Source organism: Bacillus sp. ABP14, assembly GCF_001831375.1.
Classification (GTDB): Bacteria; Bacillota; Bacilli; order Bacillales; family Bacillaceae_G; genus Bacillus_A; species Bacillus_A paranthracis.
The window spans coordinates 2,492,844-2,518,496 of the sequence record NZ_CP017016.1 but is presented as its reverse complement, the minus strand read 5'-3'; the positions used below and the strand labels follow the sequence as shown (position 1 = coordinate 2,518,496).

Below are 25,653 nucleotides of genomic sequence, written 5' to 3'. Positions count from 1 at the left end.
ACGTGTGTAAATAGCAATAAATTTATAAAGTGCAACATAAAATTATTAATTTATATTTTGTAAAAAGATTTTTCCGCATAAAAAAATTGTTACTGATCAAAAATGTTTTTGATTCGTTAAATCTTAATCAATAATCGATTAAGATTTGCTGTGATGAATTTATAACTAAAAAAAGATAAAAAACTGTATAAATGCGTTTAAAGAAGATTTTATGTGAATCTCACTAAAAATCTCTGTTTCGTCTCATTAAGTATAGTTTACTTGGTTTTTGATACCTGTTATTGCTTTGTTTTTATAACTGCCTATAATATATATTATGTTAACTTACTAAAAATAATAAACTTATTAAACGTTAGTACTGGGTGTTATGCTCCCCTTTTTCACCGAATTAGTAATGTGTGACTGATTGTGTAGTTATTCGCTCTATCCGCTATATAAATTAGAATTTAAATAATAAAAAATACAATTCGTTTAATGTGTTCATTTTAAACGAATTGTATTGATATGATTGCAAATACGTTTTTAAAATTAGTTTGCTACAGCAATTGCTTCGATTTCAATTAATAAGTTGTCGTTAATTAACTTTCTAACTTCTACAGCTGAACTTGCTGGTGGATTATTAGTGTCAATGTATTGATCTCGAATATCTCTAACAATGGTCATTTGAGAAATGTCTGTTAAGAAAAATGTTAATTTTACTACATCATTGAAATTTAAGTCTGACGTTTCTAATGCGATTTTAATATTTTCAAATACTTGTCGTGTTTGTGTAGCTAAATCATTAATTCCAACAATTTGACCGTCTGTATTAATTGCTACTTGTCCAGATATGTAAATTGTTCGTTTAGCGTTACTAACTTCCACTACATGTGAGTATCCGAAAGTTGGTGGCATCGTTTCCGGACTGATAAATTTCTTTTGCATGGCTCTTCTCCTCTTTGAATATCTTATTTTCTTTATATTAGATTTCAACTTCAGATTATCCCTTATTTACTAATAATTATTTATCCATTCAGCTGCTACATTTGTAAAAGTATATTATCACTTTAATTTAAAGTTATTAATGGATTATGTACGTTTGATTTTTTTGTGTGCTTGTTATAATTACACCTTGTTTTATTAATTCTTCAGTTACTTTTGTATAGAAAAAGTGATACCACCAGATAAAAAACTCTTCATAAGTAATTTCTTTTGAGTATCTGCTGCTGGCAAAGTATTGTTTTAAAGGTTTATCGTTTTCGTTGAATAATAAGACTAAATCTTCACTGATTGTGTTTGCAATTTCGTTAAGTATAAATAAGTCTGTTGATTTAAATACAGGGATAATAGGTTGTGAATTTTGATATAAGCCTAATTTTTCGTAAACTACGTTTAAATGTAAGTCTTTTTGTCTATCTGCTGCTACGAAACCTTTTACTAATTGTTTTTTCTTATAATTAATATCAGTATTAGTGTTTTGGAAATATTCTTCAAATGTTTCGTTATCTACTGTAATTAAATTTAATGTTGAATATCGAGAATTTCCATAAAGACCAATTTGAACTTCTCCTAAATCTAAATACGTATTACCATACATCCCGAAAGCCTCTATATCTGTTAATTCTTGTTCTTGAATTGCATAATAATATCGTTTCTTATTTCTTAAAGGTCGTTTCTTTTTTAAATAGTTTTCTTCAATGTGATTTATTTGTCCAAAATCTAATAACACACCACTATACAATAAAAGACTATAAGATTCTCTAGATAAATGATTAAACGTGTCGATTCTTTTTGAAGTATCTTCAATATGACTTGAATAGTTTTCAAAGATCTTAAGTGTTGGTTTAATTAGAGGTTCACAAAGGTTATAAAGCTTTTCTCCTTCACAAGCTGTTATAATCATACACGTTGGATAGTACCTCCTTCCTATTTGTTTCAATAGCCCCTCTGCTTCTAATAAATTAACGCGCTTTTCAAATTCATCATTCGTCCAATTTAACATCATTTTTATAGCATTTGACTCAAAACCAAGATGAACCAATACAAGTAAATATTGAAGTTTCGTTCCTTTTATTTTTATAGATGGCGAATTATCTCCAGATGAAATCATTTTAGTTTCATAAGCTGTATGTAATATATTCTCCGGACTATTATTAGTGGGCATTTCATATTCCCTCCCTTACGAGTAAATTCATTGTAAAATCTATGTATTTACTAAGTTCTATAAACGAAAATAAGTATCCTCTAATAATCTCAAATTAAAAACCTTAGCATAGAGATACTAAGGTTTCTTGCATTTTTATAATGAATGAATTCTTTCATAGTCTTTTTTAAATTGATTATCATTTTTTAACCAACGTTTAAAAGTGGATTCGCTTATTTTTAAATTAGAGCAAGCTGTAGCACTACATTTATTTTTCATATATTCTTTAAGGAAATTTTGTTTTCTTTGTTTAACAACAGTTTGAGTTTGTTTTAATTTTCGATCTTGTAATTGGTCTAAACTCAGATTCTCTTTCTGAAACACTTCATATTTTCTATGCAAATAAATATCTTTGTCTTTATAAATCCAATTGGAAAATAGTTGTATTGATTTTCTTCCAGATAAAATAACGCGATAATGTTTGTTTTGATTTAGTAAATCGGCTCGTAAATTGCGATTTTGAAGAATTTGATGTAAAGAATTCATAAAATTATATGATCCACCTACGAAACTAACTGTATAAGTTTCATAATTGACGTAACCATCCCCATCAAAATACCCACGAACAAAGTGATGTAAATATTCTTCAGGCACGAAAGGAAATTCAATGTTAAAAGATTTACATGGCTTAATTCCGTGAATGTTCATAAGATCGTCTTTTATTGTTTTGCTATTAATATTTAGCATATATACACCTGTTTTTTTGTTTTGGTAGAGCGGCTGATTTGTTTTTAGTTCTTTTTTTATATCTTCTAAAATATAACTTTCTTTTTGTGATACACTAACACATTGATTTTCTTTTTGTATGACACCATCCGCTGCTATAAATCCTAAAATATAAGCCATATTATTCTTGGAGTTTTGATAATATTTGTTGTCCACATATCGAATCTCCTATCTGAAATTTTCATTTTCTCTTAGTTTGTTATTTATAAGCGAATAGTATTATATAAAGAAGTAAGTAACCTATCCTGCTTAACCAATTTCTGATTCCTATAATTTATTAATTTATGATTAGATAAAATAAAATTATGCTCTAATATGAATTCATTGTGGAGCACTTCAACTAAAAATTTAGGTATCATCTCTCCTACGCCGTAATTATAATCACTAAGAATCCAAGAAATCTCTTTCCAATCTAGAATTCCTTCTGAGACTTTTTTTGGAGTGTGATATATAAATTCATGAAGTAACTCTACTAGATAAACATACATTCCGCCAGAATATGAAGAATCCTCCCATTTAATGATGCCTTTAAATTGAATTTGATCATGCGTAACTTTTATATTAGTCTCTTCTTTTATTTCACGAATTGCATTTTCTAGAGGTGTTTCTCCCTTTTCTATCTTTCCTCCTACCCCATTCCATAACCCTTTTACAGGGTCATATTCTCTATTTAACATAAGTATCTCTTCATTTCTTTTTATAAAACATAAAGTGTGCTTGTACATAATGTAATTCCTTCCCTTGTTATGAATAAGTTCTTACTGGAGATATAAGATGTACTGCTGCAGATTGTGTCCCTGCTTCAATTAATATCGGTCTCATAGAACCGCTGAAGCTTAAAGTAACCGTTTCTTCTTTTATTGCCCTTAAAGCATCCAACATAAATCGTCCATCGAAAGATATATTTAATTGTTTTTTACCTTGAATTACATCTATCTGTTGAGTCTCAGATATTTTTCCAATCTGAGAAGCGTTAGAAGAAATTTGAATTGTAGATTCGTTTACAATTTCTAAGTTAACATTGTTATTTGCCCATTCACTTGCTAATAAGCTTGATCGATCTACCCCTTGTAACATTCTTTGTCTATCTATGTTAATGACGGTTTGAAATTCATTTGGAATGAGAGTAGAAATATTAGGATATTTCCCTTCAATTAGTCGTGAATATAACGTAGTTGTGCCGAATGTAAAAATAATGTGACTTTCTGATAGATAAATAGAAACGAATTCTAAATTGCTGTTCATTAATTTTAAAAGCTCATTAATGGTTGCACTTGGTACAATACAATTCGCTTTCATATTAGTAGAAATTAGTGTTTCACGTATAGCTAGTCTATGAGAGTCAGTTGCAGCGCATATTAATTTGTTATAGTCTAACTCGATATGTACGCCAGTAAGAACGGGTCTAGATTCATTTTTCGCTACCGCAAAGACTGTTTGTTTAAACGCATCAATCAATTGTTTTGTTTCTATTTGTATTTCTGCATGATCGTCTATTTGTGGTACGTTAGGAAATTCATTCGCTGGAAAGCCATTTAAGTTTAATGTGATTTCTCCTGATTGTATGGTAATTGTTTGCTCATTCTTACTTTTTATTACTATATCGCTTGGCATTTTCTTTATAATTTCAATGAAGTATTTTGCAGGTACAACAATTGTTCCTACTTTTAAAATAGTCGTAATTTGTTCGTCATCTATGGAACTAGGGGTAAATTTTTTGATGAAAATATTTGAATTACTTGCGATTAAAGTAATTCCAGATTGATCTGCAGTTATTTTTATACCGGATAGTATAGGAATTACAGCTTTCGTAGATATTGCTTTACTTACTTCTGAAAGTGCTTGAGTGAAATGTTTATGATTAACGATAAACTCCATTTTTTCCCCGCCTTACATGAAATGATAGTTTTATGAAGATTGATGAATGATTGTTCCGTTAAAAAAGTAAGGTACCGTTTCTTTCTTTTTTAACATATTTACTAAATGTTCTGGTATACGTAAATGCGGTGATGCTATATGTAATTCCATCCAAGTAATCTCTTCAATTTCTTTTGGCCTTGTTATATTTGTTTCCCCGCCAATTATTTCACCTAAAAAATTAAAGAATATTGCATGGTGTCCTCTCTCCTCGAAAAAAGCTTCGCTAATGTAACAAATACCCTTTACAGTTGTATGTAGACCGGTTTCTTCTTTCACTTCCCGAATGACTGCCTCTTCTAACGTTTCTCCCAATTTAACCGCGCCACCTGGTAGTGTGTAATAAGAACCATTCTTCCCTTTATTTTTAACCATTAAGATCTTTTCGTTTGTTTTATCGTATAAAATTGCATATGTAACATTTACTTTCTTCATCTAAGTCCACCTCTAATAATGGGAATTTTCTATCTTTGTTACATTCTACCATTTAATCGTTTTAAAATATAAAAAAATTAATAGAGTATTTCATTTATCTATCCTTAGTAAAGGTAATAATTGATCCCCCTTCATTTCTAAATAAAAAGAACGTATTTTGAAAGTAATTATTCAACGTATGCTCTTTATGGTTTGATTGATTTTGGGATTCTATATATTTTCTAACCTTTTTTCCAAATAGTATCGATTATGCCCTTTAGGGTGATTTTCACTTACTCCAATTACTTTATATCCATGTTTTTTATAAAAAGCAGGTGCCTGAAAGCTAAAAGTATCTAAATTGATTAGGCTACACTCTTTTTCAATTGCAAATTCTTCAATAAGTTTTATTAACTTGGTTCCATAACCTTCGTGTCTATATTCTTCAGAAACCCACAGGAAATCAACATGTACGTGATGCCAAAATGTAATTGCAGTTATTCCACCTACTATTTCTTCATCTTCATTTTTCACTATAAAACTAATTTTTTCTGAAGGCTTTTTCTCTTCATCTGAAATATGTTTTTGATTATATTCAATTACTTTTTCTCTTATGTAATCACTATCTTCTTGGATCCATTGTTTTACTATTTTCATTGTAATCATCACGCTCCTTTTAAAGTATCTATTCAATTTAATAATCGTAATATCCTGTCTAACTTAATAGTCGTAGTGCACTGTTTCATTTCACTAAAATTGTAAAAAGCCGTACTACATTTTATTTGTAGTACGGCTTTTTACCGCGTTTGATTCTTTTTACTTAAAACTTCCGTTAGTTTGAACGTATTAGTAAAATAATTCTATTGTATTACTGCGAAAAAGAATGAACATTCCTAAACCAATTAGAACGATTGTAACGATATTATGAGGACTCTTTTTAAAATTAAGCTACTTTCCGATATAAATGTTGTGTTTCTTTTTTCTTTTCTGTTTTTGGTGGACGAATTAAAATAGATATAACGAAAGAGATAACAGAAAGAACGCCGATTATAATAAAGGTTGGTTCAAATCCTCCAAGAAGCGCCCCGATGAATGCTCCTGCAAGTGCACCGAATCCGAACCCTTGGTATATAATCCCGTAATTTGTACTATGGTTTTTTAATCCGAAGAAATCCCCGACAATTGCTGGGAATATAGTGATATTACCACCGAAACAAAAGGCGACACTTGCTACACAAGTAAAATAAATTCCATAATTTAGAGGAATGTAACTTAAAGTAAAGACTGACAATCCAATAATAATAAACGTTGCAGAAACGATTTTCATTCGACCTATTTTATCTGATAACGTTCCAAGAACGATTCTACCTACTGTATTAAAAATTGCAATCATTGCAACGGCGTTAGCGGCAGTTGCTGCGCTAAGTCCAACGAGCTGCACTCCGATATCTTTGACCATACCGATTAAATATAGACCGCCCATACACGATGTGAATAGCATAAAAAACAAAAGATATACTTGTTTCGTTCGCATCATTTCACGAGGTGTATAATCATTGTGTAAAGTCTCAGCTACAGTGTTACTTACTATTGCTTCACGTAAGAAGAACGATCCGATTAATACTAAAAGTAAGACGATAATCCCCCAATATAAAAAGGCTTGTGATACCCCAAGGCTATCGATAAGACTTCCGTTTATATATCTAAAGATTAAGCTGCCCATTCCATATGCAGAAACAGATATACCAGAAATAAGTCCTTTTCGATTTGGAAACCATTTAATTAAATTAGATAATGATGTAATATAAGCAGTTCCATCGGCATAACCAACTACTACACCAGCTAATAAATATAGTAATGGTAAGGAGGAAACTTGTGAACTAAGTATTAAACCGAGTCCCAGCACAATCCCTGCAGTAGCGATGAGTTTTCGAAGCCCTAATTTTTGCTGTAACTTTCCTGCAAATAATGTTGAAAATGATAAAGAGAAGCTTGTAATGGAGAAAGTTATAGCAACTGAATTAAGGTTCCATCCAAACTTACTTACAAGGGGCTGATTAAATAAACTCCATGTATAAATTGTTCCAAGGCCAATTTGAACAATGATTGTACCTAGAACAATTAGTAACGGATTTATAGAAGTTTGTTTCATACTAACTGTCCCCTTCTTTTATCGTGACATGAATTTTCACAGTTAGTATAACCATCATAAAAAGCAAGATACTGCATGAAAAATGGAAATTGAATTCATGTACACAAAAAGACACTCCATTATGAAGTGTCTTTCTGCAGGTTATATTAGATTTACTTAAAGAAAGCTTTGTTAAGATAAGACATTTTCAAATGCTTATGTATATAGAGTACCAAAAGTTTTCAATCATGTGATGGGACTTAAGATGTATTTTTGATTCATCATATGGTCGGATAAACGGAAAATTAATATTCAATTTCATCAAAATCTTTCGGCTGCGGTACCGTTTGCATATTAGCTGCATCTTTTGGATCGCTATAGATCGCATTTTGCTCTGTATTTACATCTTTTATATTTTGCTTTTTATTTTTGTTCACTTTATCTTTCACTTTCAATCACTCCTTTTTGTTATAGGAGTAATTATGCCCTATTACTGTTACGAAATGTATCAACGACTAAATTACTAAATTCACGTAAATAATATAAATAATTATCACCGCCGTAGTTGTATCTTTTATTATACATTTTCGCAACAACTACATTATATTCAGGTATTACTAATATAGTTGGTCCCGTAATTCCTAATATTTGATACGAGCCTTTTGGTACACGTTCGCCTAGTTCACTTAATTGTGCAGGTTCATTTTGAACGAACCAAAACAAGCCATTTTGTGGTAGCTCTTTATTTGCATATGTTGGACTCTGCAAACTCGTAGCGATTTTTATAACTTCTTTTGGAACAATTTGTTTATCATCTATCATACCTTGATTTAAATGAAGGTTGCCCCACTGTGCAAATTCTCTAGCGGAGACAAACAGATTTTTTTCAGTACCGTCATCTACTGTACCAATTTCACTAATTGCGTCTTTATTTGGATCATCAACAACTGCAACTAAATTATCATCTTGCTGTATTCTCCATCCTGTTTCTTGGAAATTAGCAGGTTTAAACACACGCTCTTTTAACAATTCAGGAAAACTTTTGTTATATAGCTGATAAATAAGACGTGTCATCATTCTTACATTAATATCTCTATACGCCCATCCTTGCCCCGGTTCAAATTCACGAAAAATTATCCCGTCATTCGTTTCTTCTAATCCGTGCGAATGTGTTACTAAATGTCTTATCGTCGTTTTACTAAGCAATACAGGATCAAAGTCTTTAAAATATTTTATCGCTTCATCATCAATAGAGTTTATTTTCCCCTCGTAAAGCGCATACGCTATCATTAATCCTAAATAACTTTTTCTAGCAGAAGCAACGTTAAATTGTGAAGATGCTGTTACTTTCTTGCTTGTAGATGTATTTGAGTGATAGCCACTATAATGCTCCAGTACAATTTTGTTATCTTTCATTATGCAAAGCGCTGTTGCAGAGCTATGGTTTTGTTCTTTTATATTTTCTACCCAAGCAATCAACTTATCATATGTATACAAATAAATCCCCCTTAATACACATAAAAATTACAGCTTGAAAGAAAAGTGCAAAATAGTTTTCACACCTTTCTTTCAAGTAAATTAGCTTTGATGTTCTATACTTAAATGATCCACCAGTTCCAGCAATTAAAGCAACCGAAACATCCAGCGCATCCTATGCATCCGCCGCAACGACCTGCACAACCACCACATCTGCCGCCACATCCGCCACAACCTCCGCATCCGCCGCAACGACGTGCATCGTCTTGAATGTAGTAGTATGGATATTGACTTTGTTGTTGATCCCAATACACAACATTACCAGTTTGATAATCATTAAGGTTTAATGATTGTAGTTCTTGTTGAAACTGATTCATTATGAAACCCCTCCATTTATAAATATAAATTCCGTCCACATATTGAAGTTAATAAATTTTAATAAACAAAGTAGAAACAAATGGCTATATACTTGAATACGTACATCAACAAAATATGAACTTACACTAGGTGATGTACCTTGTTTTTCAGCCTATTTTTTTAATCTCTTTTTGCTGGACGAATTTATTATTAATAGAGGTTTTTAAAAATTACTAATCCAACAGTTTAGTAGTTCATCACTTAATTTTCTTTCTAGTAACTCTTTAACTGAAGGTTCTGGCATGATTTTATAAGTATGTAAAGCTTCTTGATTATAATCTATCCAGTGAAACGCCAAATGAGATTCTTTAGATTTTGGTATGAAATCAATATGTAACTCTTGTGAATCTATCTCAAAAATATGATTGATTTCATGGTGAAGAACTTCTCGATCTTGCCATTGGTTTTCTATGACTCCTAAAAATTGTTTTATACTACAATTTACTCCGAGTTCTTCTCTTATCTCTCTTGTTAATGCATTCTCAGCTGATTCGCCAATTTCAACATGACCACCTGGTAAAAAATAATGATGGCCAATATATTCAGCCACTAACAATTTTTTATCCTTTACCATAACAGCTCGAACAATATGATGAAATTTATTTTCCAATTGTTATTCCTCCCATTCATTTACTTTATATTTGATTAAAATAGTCATTTAATATCGGGATAATATAAATCATAGGTGTTTCATACGGATGAATTTTATTGATAACTTCAAGAGCATTTTTTACAAGTTCTCGTTTACACTTTATTTCAATTTTACATTCTTGCCCTTCACAAATATGACCAATTTCCCCATTAAAAGGTGATGCGCCTTTTAATGGTCTCCAGTATCCTTTCACAGAACTATAGGACAGACAATAATCATATTCTCCCGTTTTACAAGCACCAAGTTTATTTAACTCATTCCTCAACATTTCAATGTATTCTTCAGGGGTGAATACTTCAATTTTCACTTCAGTAAATTGCATAATTCATTTCACACCTTTGCTACATAATAATTAAACGAATAAGCGATATACTTGCTCGCCATCATAATCATGTCCCAGTGACTGAAAACCGTAACTTTCATATAGTTTCTTTGCAGAGATATTATCTTTATGTACTGTTAATCTAATTTCTTTACACGCCTTAAACGTATTTTTTATTAAATATATACTTTCCTGTAAGGCCGCTTTTCCATAACCGTTACCTTGCTGCGATTGGTCAATAATAAATCCGTTAATCCAATACATATCCGATGTCTCTTTTACAACAGCATGCATAATAAAACCAACCATATGGTCGCCATCATATATCGCAAATGGCACGTACTCTACATTGTCACCATCTGGTTTTATATATACTTTAGCAAGTGAAACTGCTACGGATGGAACAAATTTCAACTGATTTTCTTTAACTTGTAGCTTTAATGCTTCTTCCCAATTTTCTCTCGTAACAACCTTTAACTGGACATTCAATATTGTAAGCTCCCTTATATAGAGGATGTATGTTTATATTCAACGTAGTGAAACAATTCCCTTTGTCCACACCAACTTATAACATGGTTTTTATAAAATCTTGAATGAATTTTTGTTCATCTATTTCTAATGCTATATGGGCTCCTTCAGATATAGAGCTAGGGCGAAAATCAGCAAATGTTTGTCCTTTCGTATCTCCGTATGTATCTACATTTACTGTACGATGCACAAATCCAAAAAAACTTGGATTTACTAATCCACTTATTGCAACCACATCATGTAGCAAAGGTCCTTCGATAGATGGATTAAGTTTTTTGTATGCGGATAGATAGTAATCATACATTGGTTTCATTATCATATGAAATGGATTCTTTGTATTAGCTTGAATATAGTTAAATACATTTGGTGTTAACACAGCTTTGTTTGTTACATTTAAAGGGAATATTAATAAATTCTTTGCTTGATGGAAAACAATTTTACTTGCTATAGGATCGCCATACACGTTTGCCTCAGCTAATGGCGTAACGTTTCCTACTTCTAAAAAAACACCACCCATGAAATAGATTCCTTTTACATTTAGCATTAAATCATTCCATAAATTAAAAGCAATTGCTAACGAGGTAGATCTTCCTACATCAACAATCGTTAAATCTTTTCCGTACTTTATAAGAATCGCAGCAATACTGCCAAAATTGTATATTGGAATAGATAATACTTTTTCTGGAACATGGATGGGACCTAATCCTTCTGCTCCGTGAATTTCAGGGTAGTACGTAGTGATTTCTTCTGTAAGTGGTTTTGTTGCACCACTAATGACAGGAATGTCTTGTCTATTTGCTAACTGTAAAATATACGCTGCATTATGTGCAGCATGTATATGCTCAACATTTCCGTATCCGGTTACAATACCGACAATTTCAATTTCGGGATGCAGTAAACCATACATAATGGCAAATGAGTCATCAATACCTGGGTCCCCGAAAAATAATACTTTTTCCAAGAAATACCCTCCCTTCACAAAAACATAGAATCATCAATAACTATGTATATGAAAAAAACAAGTATATCTATGCGAATTTTAGAATGGATAATGTTTTACAAGATATTAAAAAGGAACTAGCTTATGCTAATTCCTTTTTAATTAACCATTCTCAAATTTAATTAATTATCGTATCCATCATAAATTGCATCATTTATTTGATTTTGTATCTTTTTATTATCAGGTACAGGTTTCCACCAATTTCCTGTAATAAATAACATAGTTAATAAATTATAACTATCACTAAAATAGCTTTCTCTCTTATTCTTCATCCAATCCCAACCGCTATTTACCCACTTTTGATTATTACTATCTGTTATACTTGCAGCAATAAACGGTGACACAAATACAGCAGTTGGATAACTACCAATATTGGATCCGTTTAATTGATAACCATCCACAATTTTAGAAGGAGTTCCATTCGTCTTATTTTGAATCCATGAAGATACTTTATCAGAAATGACTTTACTTCGCTTCTCACCGTACATCGCATAGTCCATTACAATTCTTAAAGGTACTCGACTAGCATTGTAATAATATGCATTTGTATATTCTGACTCATCTAAAAAGTCTTTAGGTGCGGGTTGTGGTGGGTTTTTTACAACAAAATCTGAAATAAGTCCTGTATTTGGAGAGTACTTATTACTAAATTGCGTATAAACATCGTACAAATTATTAATAACAGTGACCCAAGTTTTATCACCTGTAAATTCATAAAATGCTCTAAGGTGTGACATCATCCAATCAGATGGTCTCGTATCAAGTGAACTTTTAGAATCCCAATCTCCTAAATTTAGTCGGCTATTATTTGTAACATTACTAGCTTTAATACCTTTTGTAATCATGTCTTGTGCTTCTTTTAAATAATTAACTGCTCCATTTGATCCCCACTGCTTGTGAGCAAGAAGAAGAGAATACGCAATATCTAAATCCCCATCAGTAGCAGAATCAAAATGACCTTGTGCTTTTTTACTATCTGCGACAACCCATCCCATTAAATTAGAATTTTGAGAGCTTTTAAAAGTTCTTGCTGTTTTAAATAAACCGTCATAGATTTTTTGAGCATTCGAATCATAACCAGCCATTAATACTGTAATTATCATCCCATACCCTTGACCTTCTGAAGTTCCAAGTGGCTTAAACCCATCCGCATCACCCGTAATCTCTCCTTTTACGTAATAACCACCAGGTAAAGAAGATAAATCATTTTTCAAATATTTCTTTTTCCAATTATCGTAGTAACTTCTTACAGAAGCATTTAAACTTTGCTGTGTCACATGATTCGGTTTTATAACACCTGCATAATTAACTTGCTGGGGAAATGGTTTCATTTCCTTTGCAGCAGCTACTTGTTGATTAACTACAGGAATAGAATTTTGTATTGAATTGTCTGTTACACTTGCTGCGAAACTAGAATTAGAAAAACTAGCTAGTCCGATTCCTACAATAGAAATACATGTGAAAATATTTCTTTTTCCATTCATTATGTTGTCAGCTCCTTTTAAAATGATTACTACATAAAATGTAACATACAATATTTAACTGAAATACAAAATATTATATTTATCAACATAAGAAAGAAACTATATAAAAAAGTATCATAAAATCATTATTTAATTACATTATACGGATTGATTATTTGCTAGATTCCTATGTTTTTCTTTTCTTAATACTGGTATATGAGCAATCACAATTCCAAGTATAGTAATCCCTCCGCCAATTATCGAAATTAAAGTTGGCACTTCTCCTAACCATATCCAAGCGACAAAACATGCAGTTATTGGCGTTAAATATAGAGAACTTGTTGCTTCAGAAGCACCAGCACGAGATATAATATAGGCCAATGCAATATATGGGAGTACTGTTGGAAAGACACCTAAATATATAACGCTCAAGTTAACTTCAAGAGGAGCTGCTAGTATTTCTTGATAAACACCGGGTAAGAAAATAAGCATACATACCGTACTAGACAATATTGTATATATGGTAAATGGTAAGAAGCCGTATTTTTTTAAGTAAGATGTTTGGAAAACAAAATATAAGCTTTCTGAAATTGCTGCTAATAGTATAAAAAATCCCCCACTATTTAATTGAATAGCATCTCCTTGGCTAAATGATATGAGAGCAATTCCTATAAAACTAATTACGCCACCAATCCAACCATTTAATTTCATTTTTTCATTCAAAAAAACAGAAGCAAGAATTGCCGTTACTATAGGTGTGACGGAAACAATTAAACTTGCAGACCCAGCATTTACTGTTTTTCCGCCGTAATTTAATGCGATGTGATAAATAGTAAACCCTAAAGCACCAAATATAAAAATTGCTGGGATATCTTTTAAATCCGGTAGTCGTAGTTTGTATATAAATGAAAATAACAAAAGTATAAATGAGGCGATTAATAAGCGTAGTAAAGTAAGGTGTTCAGGCGTATAAGATTCAAGCCCCAAACGAATTGCTGGAAAAGCAGATCCCCATATAAGAATCGTAAAAGCGTGAGCACATATAATGCGTAAATCCCATTTTTTATTATGCATGTTGTCTCTCCCTCCCTAATAAACCAACCATTTTCAAATTACCAATTATTTCTTTTCATCATATGTAATAGTTGATACAATGTCTTCAACCAGTTTATTATCGTAAAAACCAACCACTTGGTATTTTTCAAGTGAACGAAGGAGTTTTTTGATGACAACTAGTAAAAAACTGCCTAAGTATCGGCAAATAGTAGATTATATGAAAGAAAAAATTGAAAATGGAGAATGGCCAATTGGAAGTAAGACCCCTAGTCAAAGGCAGTTAGCGAAATTATTTCAAGTAAATCGTAGTACTGTAATAACTGCACTAGATGAACTTATGGCTGATGGATTGATTCAAGGGAAAATTGGAGCAGGAACAATTGTAACGAATAATACATGGTCACTATTAGCGACGAATCCCCCGCCCGATTGGAGTGAATATGTAAAAGCCGGTATTCATAAACCAAGCAAGTTAATGGTACGAGAAATAAATGAAGCAGAAGCAAATAACAAACTTATCCATCTTAGTAAAGGCGAACTTGCTCCTCATCTTTTTCCGCTAGAAACGATGCAGTCCATTATGAAAAAAGTAAGTGAGGAATTAGATTATTTTGGATATGAGGAACAAAAAGGATTTTATCCGTTACGTGAAGCAATAAGCAAATACGTAAAATCATTCGGAATACATGTATCACCGGGTTCTATATTAATTGTCTCTGGTGCATTACAAGCATTGCAATTAATATCAATTGGTCTTTTGCATCGAGAATCAACTGTTTTACTTGAACAACCTTCTTACTTATATTCACTTCATGTATTTCAATCAGCAAATATTAATCTATCTGGTATATCTATGGATCCTCACGGTATATTACCTAACGAATTATTAAAACGCATTAAATATAGTCAAAAGAAAAATATTTTATATTCTATCCCTAGTTTTCAAAACCCAACAGGGATATTAATGTCTAAAGAGCGAAGAAAAGAAATAATAAAAATATGTGAAAAGGACCAGCTACCTATTATTGAAGATGATATTTACCGCGAGTTATGGATTGATGAACCACCTCCAGCTCCTTTAAAGTCGATAGATAAACATGGACATGTATTATATATTGGGAGCCTATCTAAAACACTTAGCCCAGGACTTAGAATTGGGTGGATTATTGGACCTGAACCAGTTATTGAAAGATTGTCAGATATAAAAATGCAAACAGACTATGGATCGAGCTCTTTATCTCAAAGAGTTGCTGCTGAATGGATAAAAAAAGGTTTTTATGAAGAACATGTAGCAAATGTAAGAATTCAATTAAAAGAACGAAGACAAATCATGATACAAGCTTTACATAAGTATTGTGCAGATATTGCCACCTGGGATATACCTAGTGGTGGATTTTTTATATGGCTAAAGGTAATACCTAGCATTCCGATGAAGAAATTATTTTCAGAGGCGCTATCAAAAGGAGTTCTTTTAAACCCGGGACGTATCTATGAAGAAGAATCAGATCGATACATTCGTTTATCATACGGATATGCTTCTCCAGAGCAAATGACTAACGGGATTAAATTGTTGAGTGAATTAATTTGTAAGCTAACGGCATAACAAAAACTCCTCTTTTTCTATAGAGGAGTTTTTGTGTATTTTATTTACCACAACCGCATTTCCTGCCCCAACACAATAAGTCCTTCATAAGGATCCCCGTCAATGTTTAATACTTGAGCAAAAGCAGGTTCTGTTTTTAAACCGTTCTCTTTTAAGAGAAGAATTTCTTCCCTTATATGAGGATACTGCATTAATAACATGTGCTCTACTATCATATGTCTATATGCATTTTGGTTACGAACTGGCTTAGGCTGAGCAAATAATTCAAATTCAAAACCTTCAAATTCAAAATTTACTTTTATCGATTCGGTATTTTTAATTTTTTTCTTTTTTATTTTGAATCCTTCATAAGAGCCATATAAAGATCTCATTTCTTGTTCAAAAACATCAAAGTTATGTACTTCCATTACTATATCTAAGTCAGATTGAAGCGTATCAATTCTTATAGGAATTGTCCCGCAAAGAACGGGGCTATACAAAGCTAAATCCTCCATTATGTTTAGTTTATTTAAAACATCATATACTTTTTGTTGCTTGTCATTCCCAGATTGTAAATATGTAATAGATGTAAACATGGAAGTCTCTCCTTCATTTCAACATATTAACGTGAATAAACAATACGTTTCAACTTTTCTCCTATACTGCAATACTATAAAAATAAAAAAGGAGGAATTATTATGAGCATTTTTAACATTCTTTTAACCATCCACATATTATTTGGAACAATATGCTTAATTACCGGTATTGTAGCGATGGTTGCTCAAAAGAAGAAAGGAAAACATACGGAATGGGGTGAAATATATCATGCATCCTATGTTGTGATCACCCTTACTGCAATTATACTATCCATTATAAACTGGGATAAAATCGCATATTTATTTTATGTAGCAATTTTCTCTTATTCATTTGCGATTTATGGCTACCTTGCACGAAAAAAACGTTGGAAAAATTGGCTTCACCACCATATTAGAGGTATGTTAGGTTCTTATATTGGTGCCGTTACCGCGTTATTAGTAAACATCGGTATTCATATTCCTATTATTAATTTATTGCCGCCTATATGGTTTTGGTTTTTACCTACATTAATCGGTATTCCTCTCGTAGCCAGTGTATCAAAAAAATATAAAAAGCGTAGTTAAAATTCATTACATTTTCGTTACTTTCTGATGATTATTATAAAAAATTATACTCAATGTAATATTTTATTAATAAGTTCAAAATTGTACTGCTTTAAGTTAGTCACTTAGCGCTAAATAAAAAGAATCCAATACTTTTATTGGATTCTTTTTCGGATTTCATTTCAATGTCGGCTCTATGTATTCAATGATATTACCATCTGGATGACGAACTATCATTTTTATACCTGTGGGTACTTGTATTGGTTCAGTAATCATTACGCCGTTATAGTTTAAGATTAGTTTTCTTACTTCATTGAGATCATCAATTACGATCGTTGCAGCAACATGATTCTTAATTGTTTCATTTAATTCTTCAATTAAAAGTAAATTTGTAAATCTAATCACATGCGTTCCATTCATTTGAAATTCCTGTGGTTTTTCTTGCTTTAATAGTACTTTGTAAAATTCTAGATGAGTTTGTAAGTCTGAAACATAGAGGCGTGGAACAACAGCTAATATATTCATCCTACTTACACTCCTTTTTAGTTTAAATAGATTAATTTAATTATATATTACTCGAAAACCTCTATAAACTATTACGTTAAAAATAATATCTTTTAATTAAGACTTTAATAATGAATGTAAACGATCCGGATAATTCGTAAACATCCCGTCCACTCCCCATAAAATTAGCTTTTTCATGTCTGTTTCATTATCTACAGTAAATGGATGAATTTCTAATCCATGTTTCTTTATTTTCTTTACATAAGCTGCATCAATATATTTGTAGTTCATACCAAGACCGATGCAGTATGTTTTATACTTTTTTATCTCTGATTCAGTTAATTGAACTGCCTTTTTGTAAGATAGTAATTGGACTAGAGGTATATTAACATATAAACTATGTAGCTTTTGCAAACTTTCTTCACTAAATGATTGAATAATAAGTTTATCCTGTATTCCATAGTGATTGATAATTTCTAATAACCTTTCTTCCATTCCTGGATATTCATCAGGTGATTTGGTTTCAATATAATAGTTCGCGTCATGCCCAAACACTTCAATTACTTCTTCTAGTGTTGGAACTTTAGCATTTTCATATTCTTTCTTTGCTAAAGTTGGATGTTTTTCATTAAAAAAAGAACCTGCATTTAATCTCTTTAATTCTTCTAATGTATGTTCCTTAACTAGCCCTGTACCGTTTGTAGTACGATTTACTGTTTCATCATGCATAGCTACTAAATGTCCATCTTTTGTCATTTGAAGATCTATTTCTATATAATCGCCTTTTAATTGTTGTCCCAATTTATACGCAGCAATTGTATGTTCCGGTGCATACGCCGAAGCCCCTCTATGTGCAATGTTTTTTATATAATTCGATTGATTAATAGCTTTTGTGTACTTAAGTTCATTTACTTTATGAAAAACAAAAGTACCTATTACTATAAAGATGCAAAGTATTGTAACGATATATATCTTTTTCATAATGATGTATTAACTCCTACATGAAAGCAATTTGGCTTGGGTAATTTATTCAAATAAATGTCGATTTTCAAATACAGTCATTTGTCCAACAGATTGAAAACCAGACTTTTTATAAATATTAATCCCATCAGGTGAAGCTTGCAATACGCATTGAGCAACGTTTAATTCCTTTGCTTCTTGCAGCAGGTAATTAAACATAGTAGAGCCAAATCCTTTTCCCCTCATTCTTTCTTTCGTTGCTATATCATAAATACCAATACTATCTTGTGTACACACTAATGAACCAACCGATACGACTTCATCTTTATAAAACCCTAAGTACAGTTTCATATTTTCACTATTCCATAAATGGAAAGAAGCAGTTTGATTGTAGAATGCTTGTACATGTATAACTTCCTCGGATGTACCAAATAGACTAGCTAACGCTTCTCCAAACTTTTTAATTTGTCCTGACGAAGATGCTTTTTGTATCGTAAAACCTTCTGGCAAGTTTGTTGTTGGATGTATTGTATGTAAGTTTGCTACCATCGCGATATTTTGTTCTGCTTCTTTTAATCCAAGCTTTATTAATTCATTCTTTATATTACCCTCTAGCTTCTCATCCCAAAACCAAACACTCATTGGATATTTCTTTTGATTAAAGTATGCTACCTCCTTATATAATTTCTCGATACCTTCTGTTACATTATTGTTTAGTAAAGTAATGATATTAAATGTATCTGCAGGCAAACCACAGTCGACAGCAATGTAATCCTTCGTTTCTTTCACATTCATTCCCTGTGCCTGCCGCGCAATATATGAAGTTTTATATGTAAAATTATCTATTAGTAACTTTTTAAAATTCATTCATTTTTCCCCTTTCATAAAAATTCAAATTCGAATCTTTCAGTATTAAATATAACATATAAGAAATATACCTATTTCTATAAAAATATCTCTATAAATCACACTTTGTCTTCTAAAAGAATTAAATATGATATAACGTTGTCGGAATGAAAAAAGTGGTATATAATAAATATTAACATTACTAGTAATTATTTTAGGTATTCCTAGAATAAAGGAGCGATACATATGAAAATTACTATTTATTTCGGAAGTCATGAAGATCAAGATGTTCGTACTATGGACTGTCATTTAGATGTAGAAGATACAGAAGAGATTGTTTCTGTATCATAATATAAATTGTATGGATGAACCCTCTTCCCTACAGCGTTTAAGACACCTTTTACAGGTGTCTTTTTTGTTGTTTTTTTCGTCAAAAACCCTTTACTTTATAGCGTTTTAATAGTAAAATATAAATATACGAACAAACGTTCTTTTTATTTTAATTGTACATGAAGGGATGATTTTTACAATGGCTCAAGCAAAGCGCAGAGGAAGAAAAAAGCAAACACCTATCATTTCAAATACAGGCTTTATCGGCTCTGTCTTTATTGATACATTGGAGTTACAAAAGAAATCCTATTATTTCGCTCGTAAAAAACTTCAAATTGTTCATCACGTACTTGATGGTCTTTCTGGGGCAACAAGTTCTCTATTTAAAGAACATAACATTTCAGCATACATGTCATGTGTATATTTACATAAACAAAAGAAAATCGGCTTTGTTCTTTCAACGAAGCCTTTTGAACAAAGTGACGGTGTTGCTTACTTTATAAATTATTTAATCGAAAAGAATTTTTACGGTAACGAGGAAGTAGAATATCAAGAAGTATATAATACAGGTTTTATTGGTGTAGTATTCGCTGATTTATGTAGTATAGATCGATTTAATTTCGAGTTTGAAATGGGTATGTTAACAAAATTAATGAAAGATATGATTATTCCGGTTAAAGAACTCTTTTTACGCCACAATGTACCGGCATACATTTCCACTTCTCATTTAGAGGAACAAAACAAATTAGGTTTCGTTCTATCTGTAAAACCATATGATGAACGTGCAGAAGCAGATTTATATTTTGAGGCGTATTTAAAAGAACGTGGGTTATTTATTGGTGATGAAGAAGATGATATTGATAAGATTGTGATAAGAAAAACAGCTGAATTACGATAGAAAAGCGCAGGATGATGATCCTGCGCTTTTTATAATTTATGAAACCGATTTACCAAATAAATTTTCGTTTTATAGTATTTGTTTTTCTTAGCTTGAAAGAAGTAGCAGTATCCATTCTAAAAATAATCTAAGAATCTATTAAGCACTATAATCTTTCGAATGAACCTCTAATATGAAACGATTTGATGAAACTTTAATTACTATTAAATATAAGAATCCCCCTACAATTGGAATGGTGTACGCTGGGATATAATTTAATAATAGACCGGATAGTGCCATTGCTATAGGGAGCATCATTTTACCTATACTTATTCCAATACTGAGAACCCTTCCCCTGTATTCATCGGGAATCTCATTTTGCATGAAATAAATTAAAGGAATATCAATTAGCGCTATAATAAACCCTAAAAAGATCATAACAAAACAATACGTAATAACGAATACTAAATCATTCACTTCAAAACTTTTGAATAAAACTGGAATTCCTAAAATAATCATAAAAACTGACAACATAGAACTTAGTTTTTTCAAAAGATAAGAGTAAGAAAAACGATCAGTTATCTTTTTTACTACAATTGCACCGATTATCATCCCTACTGGAAAAGTCCCTTGAATGATACCAAATTGCTTAGAACCAAGATTGAGTACTGTGTTAATAATATATGGCAATGGAACAGTTACAGCAAAGCCTAAGAAGAAATTAAACGAAATTAAAATATGAAACGTATTCTTTAAGCTTTCCTTTTCAAGTAAGTAAGAAAACCCCTCTTTTATATCTTTAATAAAATTAACTTCTCTTTTTGAATTTCGCTCATTTATGTTGTACTCGAACAGTCTAAAATGAATAAATAGTAATGCTATCCCTGAAAGAATAAAAGAAATACCGTTTATAATTATAAAAGTTTTAATATTAAATATTGAAAAAACGATACCACCTAACATAGGGCCAAGAATTAAAGATACAGAATCGATAATTTTACTTATAGAATTAATACTCATAAGCCTCTCTTTAGAGACGATATTCGGTTTCGCAGCTTCTAACCCTATTCCAAAAAAGGTTGTAAATACCGTCATAAGAAAGGTTGTAGTATAAATGATGAATAAGTTTAATCCATAGTGGCTGCTTACTACATAAACAGTTATTAATGAGCAGCCACTAAGTAGATCCATACAAACGACGAGTTTCTTTTTATCAACTTTATCAGCAATGACACCAGCAAATGGATTCAAAACAATCATAGGAATTGTTCCTAAAATGAGCGTAATCGCGAAATTCAACGCAGATCCGGTGATTTGTAAAACATATAATCCTAATGCGAAACTATAAATAGAGCTACCGAGTATTGATACTGTTTTCCCAATGGAATAGAGACAAATATTTTTTAGTTCTTGGTTGCTTTTTTTATTTTCTATATGTAATCGTAAACTTCTCATCACTTTTCCCCCTGCCTAACTATATGTTACGTACATTGTAAGTTCTTGGGTCAACCCAATAGCAATATGTACAATTTGAAAAGTTTTAAGGGAAAATAAATAAAAGATAGGGTTAACCCCATCTTTATCAACTAAAGATTTTTGTCGTTCTCTATGTTGGTAAAAATAAATAATAGGATTACGTGTACAAATACAAAATTTTTTATTGAAATATAGAATTTAATATGGTATCTTCTATTACATTGATTAATTACATATGAGAATCATGTATAACTCCAAGAATATGGCTTGGGGGTCTCTACCAGGAACCAATAACTCCTGACTACAAAATGCGTATTATAGCGTTTGTAGTCAGGAGTTTTTTTGTTCTACGGTAAATAATGACGAGAAGGGAATACATAAAATGAATTTCAAAGTATTTATATTAGCTCTAGCAACAATAGCAGTAGGACTTGTAGAGCTTATTGTTGGAGGAATATTGCCAGACATCGCTAAAGATTTTAATGTTTCATTAAGTTCCGCTGGGCAATTAATTACAATTTTCGCCTTTACTTATGCAATAGCAGGTCCTGCATTATTAATTTTCACAAGTAAAGTGGAAAGAAAAAAATTGTATGTTATTTCACTTTATATTTTTCTAATTGGTAATATACTTACGTATTTCAGTCCAAACTTTACTTTTATGATGATAGCAAGAATTTTAACTGCTATGAGTACAGCTTTAGTTGTAGTACTTTCCCTTACAATTGCAGCAAAGATTGTTCATCCCTCTTACCGAGCAAAAGCATTAGGATTAATTTATATGGGTATTAGCTCTTCACTTGTTCTAGGAGTACCCCTAGGGATTTTAATTTCAAACACATTTGGCTGGAGAGTTATTTTTTTATGTATTGCTATTTTATCATTGGGATCCATCATCTTAATCTCAGTATTTTTAGAGAAAATACCTGGAGAGGAAAACCGAACTCCTCTATCTATTCAATTAAAGGCCGTGTGTAGTCCAAAACTAGGCGCTGCTCATCTAGCTACCATGTTTATGTTAGCGGGACACTATACTTTATATGCTTATTTTACTCCTTTTTTAGAAGATAAGTTTCACCTAAGCCCTTATTGGATTAGCATATTTTATTTAGTGTTTGGTATAGCTGCAGTAAGTGGCGGAGCGTTCGGTGGTGTTTTATCAGATAAAATAGGCGCTCCAAAAAGTATTGTGATAGTTATTACTTTATTTGCTCTAATCTTATTTATATTACCATTCACGGCAGTTTCTATTATCCTGTTTATTCCTGTTATGATAGTTTGGGCTGCTTTGAGTTGGGGGCTTGCACCACCTCAACAAAGTTATTTAATCCAAACTGCCCCAGATACGTCAGATATACAGCAAAGTTTTAATAATTCAGCCCTACAAATAGGAATTTCACTCGGCTCTGCAGTTGGAGGTATAGCTTTAAAACAAGTACATAATGTTGCCAACATGGCCTGGGTTGGTGGATCTCTGGTTCTATTGTCTTTAGCTTTGGCTATCTTTTCTCTTACTAGACATATACCGACAAGAGACTGTCATGTAAGTGCTAAATATGTAGATTAACATTCTCCTTTTCTTTTAATCAAAAAAAGTATAAATCAACATAAAAAGTCCGGTTTTATAGCCAGACTTTTTATGTTGAGGTTAATCTTATCTTTTTCCGAAAAATGAATATGTATAAATCTCTTCTCCTTGAACAAAGAAATCCTCGTACTTTCCACCTCGTTTCAAATAATTTGAAGTACTTTCATCTATGAATTGAAACTGTAGATTTTGGATTTCTTTTGTTACTTTTGAACGTGTAAAATTTGCTCGAAAGTTATTTGTAATTTGGCTATTTAAGCTGAAATTTTTAAATAAAATAAATAAACTTAATAAATAACAATCCGTTTTAAAAAGTGGATTTAATTCGTGAAGTAAAAAATTCTCATGCTCAAAACTATAATTGCTCGTACCAGAGTGATCAATTACAATATCTACTGACCGATTTTGAATAGGGATGTTCAAAAAATCCGCACAGATAAAGAGAATATTTCTTCTCGGATTTTTTCTCGCTAATACGTCTTTTAAAAATAAAAGTTTATTGAAATCTCGATCCACTGCGATGTATAGGCAATCTTCGGGTAGTTCTTCATAAATGCTCCTCAAAAAGAACCCAAGTCCTGATCCTATATCTAGTATTAATTTGTTATTTAAATCTAAATGTAATAGTTTCTTTTTCGCCCATTCCCCTTCTCTATGCATATTTTCCAAATATGCATTATCAGTTTCATGAATATAATCCGAAATAATATTTTCAAGTGACGTTTTCTCATTTGCTTTAAATAATTTACCAGCAGATATAATTCCTGAAGTAATAATGTATTCTTCTCCACAATTACAAATTAACATTCCTTCAATAATTTGATTGTTATTAATAATTCCATCTTGAAGAATTAATTTTTTGCTACACTTAGAACATGTCAGTAAATGTAGTATACTTAAATCTATCCCTATAATTGAATTAGAAGTTTCATTTGTTAATAATAAATCATGTAACACTCTCTTTAATTTATCCCGTTTCTTCTCCAAAAGTTCTATTTCCTGTTCCATCTTGTCATATTTCAGTTTAAATAAAGATTGGTAAAAAGTATCTTTTTCGTAATTCATAGATTTCGCTAAATTTTTATAAAAAAATAGCTCTTTAATTTCATTCAAGCTAAACCCTAGGTCTTTGTAATGTAAAATAAGTTCTAAATCTGTTTGACAATACTCATCAAAAAAATAGTGTCCCCCCTTTTTTTCAGGAATAATGAGACTGAGATCCATATAATGTCTAATTGTATCAATACTTAAGTTATTTACTTCTCCAAACTTACCGATTTTCATATTATCCCTACCATTTAAATATTTTTTTATATAGATTTCTATTTTTATCTTTAAAAATCCTTTCCCCTTTTTTATCAACAGTATTTACGGAATGAACAAATGGTATTATTTATATTGTTGTGCCTAATAATATAACATGCAACTTTTGGTTTTATGTATGTCAAATTATGAGTATCAAAAATATTAAACCTCAATAGATTTATTATTTTCTACTTAATGAAATGTACCTATAAACGGACATTATAGCATTACTTTATTGAACTACTGGAGTAGGATTACTGTAGAAGATTACATATGGGTAAAGTGAAAAGTGATATGTTCTGTATTTTAGGTTGTATAATGCTCACATAACGTCTCATTATCGGTAGCAAGGAAAAAGGCGGAATCTTCAATTAGGATGATGATATAATTAAGTGGGAATTTACTTTATTTTATAATTTATGAGGTGGGAAATGGACTCTTTAGAATTAAATAAATCTAAATATATTATCTCGAACATCAAAGATATTCTGTATAAAAAGCTTATTCTTAATAAACCACTAACCAAAGGATACTTACTGGTTCGTTATACAAAACCAACATCTCTAGCAAGATCCCGTAAGGCATTTGGAGATAAAAAACTTTGAATCTCCTGTGCAAATAATTGTAATTCATCAGATACAGGAATAAACATACAAAAACGCCATCCTTTCCTATGATTCTACAAATAGAATAGCGTAATTTTTAATTTAAGGAAATTTTGTTCTGCTATCTTAATAGCAATGGGGAGCTACTCCTATAAGA

Annotated in this window: 26 protein-coding genes, 2 pseudogenes and 1 riboswitch; of the genes and pseudogenes, 4 read left to right on the top strand and 24 right to left on the bottom strand. The window is 31.3% G+C overall.

All coding sequences use genetic code 11. From position 1 onward, the window contains the following. Positions 1 to 528: 528 nt before the first annotated feature. The 18 genes and pseudogenes from BGI23_RS12995 to BGI23_RS12915 form a co-directional block, all read right to left on the bottom strand. Complete coding sequence (locus BGI23_RS12995) at positions 529 to 924, bottom strand: RidA family protein (RefSeq protein WP_070806163.1); 396 nt, start codon at positions 922 to 924, stop codon at positions 529 to 531. 136 nt (positions 925 to 1,060) lie between these two features. Continuing rightward, positions 1,061 to 2,143 (bottom strand): hypothetical protein, encoded by a 1,083-nt coding sequence (locus BGI23_RS12990; protein ID WP_070806162.1) that lies wholly within the window; start codon positions 2,141 to 2,143, stop codon positions 1,061 to 1,063. A 135-nt stretch (positions 2,144 to 2,278) separates the two neighbouring features. Beyond that, positions 2,279 to 3,037, bottom strand: a pseudogene (locus BGI23_RS12985) (LAGLIDADG family homing endonuclease); the annotation flags it as partial. Positions 3,038 to 3,111: 74 nt separating this feature from the next. Then, the gene (locus BGI23_RS12980) at positions 3,112 to 3,633 is read right to left on the bottom strand and encodes an NUDIX hydrolase (RefSeq protein WP_070806160.1); all 522 of its coding nucleotides are present in this window, start codon (positions 3,631 to 3,633) and stop codon (positions 3,112 to 3,114) included. Between the two features lie 19 nt (positions 3,634 to 3,652). After that, positions 3,653 to 4,786, bottom strand: coding sequence for a DNA polymerase III subunit beta (gene dnaN, locus BGI23_RS12975; protein ID WP_070806159.1), 1,134 nt, complete (start codon positions 4,784 to 4,786; stop codon positions 3,653 to 3,655). Positions 4,787 to 4,816: 30 nt separating this feature from the next. Next, on the bottom strand, positions 4,817 to 5,260 hold the full coding sequence (locus BGI23_RS12970; RefSeq protein ID WP_070806158.1) for an NUDIX hydrolase: 444 nt from the start codon (positions 5,258 to 5,260) through the stop codon (positions 4,817 to 4,819). Between the two features lie 210 nt (positions 5,261 to 5,470). Continuing rightward, entirely contained in the window at positions 5,471 to 5,896 is a 426-nt protein-coding gene (locus BGI23_RS12965; RefSeq protein WP_070807306.1) for a GNAT family N-acetyltransferase, read from the bottom strand. A gap of 189 nt (positions 5,897 to 6,085) precedes the next feature. Then, positions 6,086 to 6,166: pseudogene (locus tag BGI23_RS28695) on the bottom strand (cadmium resistance transporter); the annotation flags it as partial. Between the two features lie 16 nt (positions 6,167 to 6,182). Next, complete coding sequence (locus BGI23_RS12960) at positions 6,183 to 7,391, bottom strand: L-lactate MFS transporter (RefSeq protein WP_070806157.1); 1,209 nt, start codon at positions 7,389 to 7,391, stop codon at positions 6,183 to 6,185. Between the two features lie 284 nt (positions 7,392 to 7,675). Continuing rightward, positions 7,676 to 7,819, bottom strand: coding sequence for a hypothetical protein (locus tag BGI23_RS28435; RefSeq protein WP_000653680.1), 144 nt, complete (start codon positions 7,817 to 7,819; stop codon positions 7,676 to 7,678). Between the two features lie 31 nt (positions 7,820 to 7,850). Further along, positions 7,851 to 8,867, bottom strand: a complete 1,017-nt coding sequence (locus BGI23_RS12950) for a serine hydrolase domain-containing protein (RefSeq protein ID WP_070806156.1) — start codon at positions 8,865 to 8,867, stop codon at positions 7,851 to 7,853. 101 nt (positions 8,868 to 8,968) lie between these two features. Further along, positions 8,969 to 9,223: a heterocycloanthracin/sonorensin family bacteriocin gene (locus tag BGI23_RS12945; RefSeq protein WP_070806155.1), complete on the bottom strand. Its 255-nt coding sequence runs from the start codon at positions 9,221 to 9,223 to the stop codon at positions 8,969 to 8,971. Positions 9,224 to 9,426: 203 nt separating this feature from the next. Next, a complete protein-coding gene (locus BGI23_RS12940) occupies positions 9,427 to 9,873 on the bottom strand; it encodes an NUDIX domain-containing protein (RefSeq protein WP_070806154.1) in 447 nt (148 codons plus the stop codon). A gap of 25 nt (positions 9,874 to 9,898) precedes the next feature. Continuing rightward, positions 9,899 to 10,237: a divalent cation tolerance protein CutA gene (gene cutA, locus BGI23_RS12935; RefSeq protein WP_070806153.1), complete on the bottom strand. Its 339-nt coding sequence runs from the start codon at positions 10,235 to 10,237 to the stop codon at positions 9,899 to 9,901. A 30-nt stretch (positions 10,238 to 10,267) separates the two neighbouring features. Beyond that, positions 10,268 to 10,726, bottom strand: a complete 459-nt coding sequence (locus tag BGI23_RS12930; protein WP_070806152.1) for a GNAT family N-acetyltransferase — start codon at positions 10,724 to 10,726, stop codon at positions 10,268 to 10,270. A gap of 76 nt (positions 10,727 to 10,802) precedes the next feature. After that, positions 10,803 to 11,726 carry a nucleoside hydrolase gene (locus BGI23_RS12925; protein WP_070806151.1) on the bottom strand — a complete coding sequence of 308 codons (924 nt, stop codon included), beginning with the start codon at positions 11,724 to 11,726 and terminating at the stop codon, positions 10,803 to 10,805. A 161-nt stretch (positions 11,727 to 11,887) separates the two neighbouring features. Further along, a complete protein-coding gene (locus BGI23_RS12920) occupies positions 11,888 to 13,249 on the bottom strand; it encodes a family 8 glycosyl hydrolase (protein WP_070806150.1) in 1,362 nt (453 codons plus the stop codon). 138 nt (positions 13,250 to 13,387) lie between these two features. Continuing rightward, positions 13,388 to 14,302, bottom strand: a complete 915-nt coding sequence (locus tag BGI23_RS12915; RefSeq protein WP_070806149.1) for a DMT family transporter — start codon at positions 14,300 to 14,302, stop codon at positions 13,388 to 13,390. A 148-nt stretch (positions 14,303 to 14,450) separates the two neighbouring features. Between BGI23_RS12915 and norG the strand changes: the two genes are divergently transcribed. Continuing rightward, positions 14,451 to 15,887 (top strand): efflux pump transcription regulator NorG, encoded by a 1,437-nt coding sequence (gene norG / locus BGI23_RS12910; RefSeq protein WP_472926140.1) that lies wholly within the window; start codon positions 14,451 to 14,453, stop codon positions 15,885 to 15,887. Positions 15,888 to 15,931: 44 nt separating this feature from the next. Here the strand turns inward: norG and BGI23_RS12905 are convergent, their stop codons facing one another. Beyond that, on the bottom strand, positions 15,932 to 16,462 hold the full coding sequence (locus tag BGI23_RS12905) for a DUF4269 domain-containing protein (RefSeq protein ID WP_070806147.1): 531 nt from the start codon (positions 16,460 to 16,462) through the stop codon (positions 15,932 to 15,934). A gap of 102 nt (positions 16,463 to 16,564) precedes the next feature. On the opposite strand from BGI23_RS12905, the gene BGI23_RS12900 reads away from it, so the two are divergent. Continuing rightward, positions 16,565 to 17,026: a DUF2306 domain-containing protein gene (locus BGI23_RS12900; protein WP_000021743.1), complete on the top strand. Its 462-nt coding sequence runs from the start codon at positions 16,565 to 16,567 to the stop codon at positions 17,024 to 17,026. A gap of 156 nt (positions 17,027 to 17,182) precedes the next feature. On the opposite strand, the gene BGI23_RS12895 is transcribed toward BGI23_RS12900, so the two are convergent. The 3 genes from BGI23_RS12895 to BGI23_RS12885 all read right to left on the bottom strand — a co-directional run bounded on the left by BGI23_RS12895 (position 17,183) and on the right by BGI23_RS12885 (position 19,336). After that, positions 17,183 to 17,530 (bottom strand): VOC family protein, encoded by a 348-nt coding sequence (locus BGI23_RS12895; protein ID WP_044792264.1) that lies wholly within the window; start codon positions 17,528 to 17,530, stop codon positions 17,183 to 17,185. A 96-nt stretch (positions 17,531 to 17,626) separates the two neighbouring features. Next, positions 17,627 to 18,490: a glycerophosphodiester phosphodiesterase gene (locus BGI23_RS12890; protein WP_070806146.1), complete on the bottom strand. Its 864-nt coding sequence runs from the start codon at positions 18,488 to 18,490 to the stop codon at positions 17,627 to 17,629. Positions 18,491 to 18,535: 45 nt separating this feature from the next. Beyond that, on the bottom strand, positions 18,536 to 19,336 hold the full coding sequence (locus tag BGI23_RS12885; protein ID WP_070806145.1) for a GNAT family N-acetyltransferase: 801 nt from the start codon (positions 19,334 to 19,336) through the stop codon (positions 18,536 to 18,538). 508 nt (positions 19,337 to 19,844) lie between these two features. Here BGI23_RS12885 and BGI23_RS12880 point away from each other — a divergent pair. Next, complete coding sequence (locus tag BGI23_RS12880) at positions 19,845 to 20,543, top strand: hypothetical protein (RefSeq protein WP_000035797.1); 699 nt, start codon at positions 19,845 to 19,847, stop codon at positions 20,541 to 20,543. 138 nt (positions 20,544 to 20,681) lie between these two features. Here the strand turns inward: BGI23_RS12880 and BGI23_RS12875 are convergent, their stop codons facing one another. Next, positions 20,682 to 21,977, bottom strand: coding sequence for an MFS transporter (locus tag BGI23_RS12875; RefSeq protein WP_001257236.1), 1,296 nt, complete (start codon positions 21,975 to 21,977; stop codon positions 20,682 to 20,684). 245 nt (positions 21,978 to 22,222) lie between these two features. Further along, positions 22,223 to 22,322: riboswitch (purine riboswitch) on the top strand. Between the two features lie 58 nt (positions 22,323 to 22,380). Between BGI23_RS12875 and BGI23_RS12870 the strand changes: the two genes are divergently transcribed. Next, positions 22,381 to 23,565 (top strand): MFS transporter, encoded by a 1,185-nt coding sequence (locus tag BGI23_RS12870; protein ID WP_001009820.1) that lies wholly within the window; start codon positions 22,381 to 22,383, stop codon positions 23,563 to 23,565. 87 nt (positions 23,566 to 23,652) lie between these two features. Here the strand turns inward: BGI23_RS12870 and BGI23_RS12865 are convergent, their stop codons facing one another. Further along, positions 23,653 to 24,870 (bottom strand): methyltransferase domain-containing protein, encoded by a 1,218-nt coding sequence (locus BGI23_RS12865; protein WP_070806144.1) that lies wholly within the window; start codon positions 24,868 to 24,870, stop codon positions 23,653 to 23,655. Positions 24,871 to 25,653: the final 783 nt, after the last annotated feature.

Excerpts from the sequence above, each read along its gene's own strand:
- BGI23_RS12995 (WP_070806163.1), bottom strand. The coding sequence starts at position 924 with ATGCAAAAGAAATTTATCAGTCCGGAAACGATGCCACCAACTTTCGGA.
- BGI23_RS12990 (WP_070806162.1), bottom strand. The coding sequence starts at position 2,143 with ATGCCCACTAATAATAGTCCGGAGAATATATTACATACAGCTTATGAA.
- BGI23_RS12980 (WP_070806160.1), bottom strand. The coding sequence starts at position 3,633 with ATGTACAAGCACACTTTATGTTTTATAAAAAGAAATGAAGAGATACTT.
- dnaN (WP_070806159.1), bottom strand. The coding sequence starts at position 4,786 with ATGGAGTTTATCGTTAATCATAAACATTTCACTCAAGCACTTTCAGAA.
- BGI23_RS12970 (WP_070806158.1), bottom strand. The coding sequence starts at position 5,260 with ATGAAGAAAGTAAATGTTACATATGCAATTTTATACGATAAAACAAAC.
- BGI23_RS12965 (WP_070807306.1), bottom strand. The coding sequence starts at position 5,896 with ATGAAAATAGTAAAACAATGGATCCAAGAAGATAGTGATTACATAAGA.
- BGI23_RS12960 (WP_070806157.1), bottom strand. The coding sequence starts at position 7,391 with ATGAAACAAACTTCTATAAATCCGTTACTAATTGTTCTAGGTACAATC.
- BGI23_RS12945 (WP_070806155.1), bottom strand. The coding sequence starts at position 9,223 with ATGAATCAGTTTCAACAAGAACTACAATCATTAAACCTTAATGATTAT.
- cutA (WP_070806153.1), bottom strand. The coding sequence starts at position 10,237 with ATGCAATTTACTGAAGTGAAAATTGAAGTATTCACCCCTGAAGAATAC.
- BGI23_RS12920 (WP_070806150.1), bottom strand. The coding sequence starts at position 13,249 with ATGAATGGAAAAAGAAATATTTTCACATGTATTTCTATTGTAGGAATC.
- BGI23_RS12915 (WP_070806149.1), bottom strand. The coding sequence starts at position 14,302 with ATGCATAATAAAAAATGGGATTTACGCATTATATGTGCTCACGCTTTT.
- BGI23_RS12905 (WP_070806147.1), bottom strand. The coding sequence starts at position 16,462 with ATGTTTACATCTATTACATATTTACAATCTGGGAATGACAAGCAACAA.
- BGI23_RS12900 (WP_000021743.1), top strand. The coding sequence starts at position 16,565 with ATGAGCATTTTTAACATTCTTTTAACCATCCACATATTATTTGGAACA.
- BGI23_RS12895 (WP_044792264.1), bottom strand. The coding sequence starts at position 17,530 with ATGAATATATTAGCTGTTGTTCCACGCCTCTATGTTTCAGACTTACAA.
- BGI23_RS12890 (WP_070806146.1), bottom strand. The coding sequence starts at position 18,490 with ATGAAAAAGATATATATCGTTACAATACTTTGCATCTTTATAGTAATA.
- BGI23_RS12885 (WP_070806145.1), bottom strand. The coding sequence starts at position 19,336 with ATGAATTTTAAAAAGTTACTAATAGATAATTTTACATATAAAACTTCA.
- BGI23_RS12880 (WP_000035797.1), top strand. The coding sequence starts at position 19,845 with ATGGCTCAAGCAAAGCGCAGAGGAAGAAAAAAGCAAACACCTATCATT.
- BGI23_RS12875 (WP_001257236.1), bottom strand. The coding sequence starts at position 21,977 with ATGAGAAGTTTACGATTACATATAGAAAATAAAAAAAGCAACCAAGAA.
- BGI23_RS12870 (WP_001009820.1), top strand. The coding sequence starts at position 22,381 with ATGAATTTCAAAGTATTTATATTAGCTCTAGCAACAATAGCAGTAGGA.
- BGI23_RS12865 (WP_070806144.1), bottom strand. The coding sequence starts at position 24,870 with ATGAAAATCGGTAAGTTTGGAGAAGTAAATAACTTAAGTATTGATACA.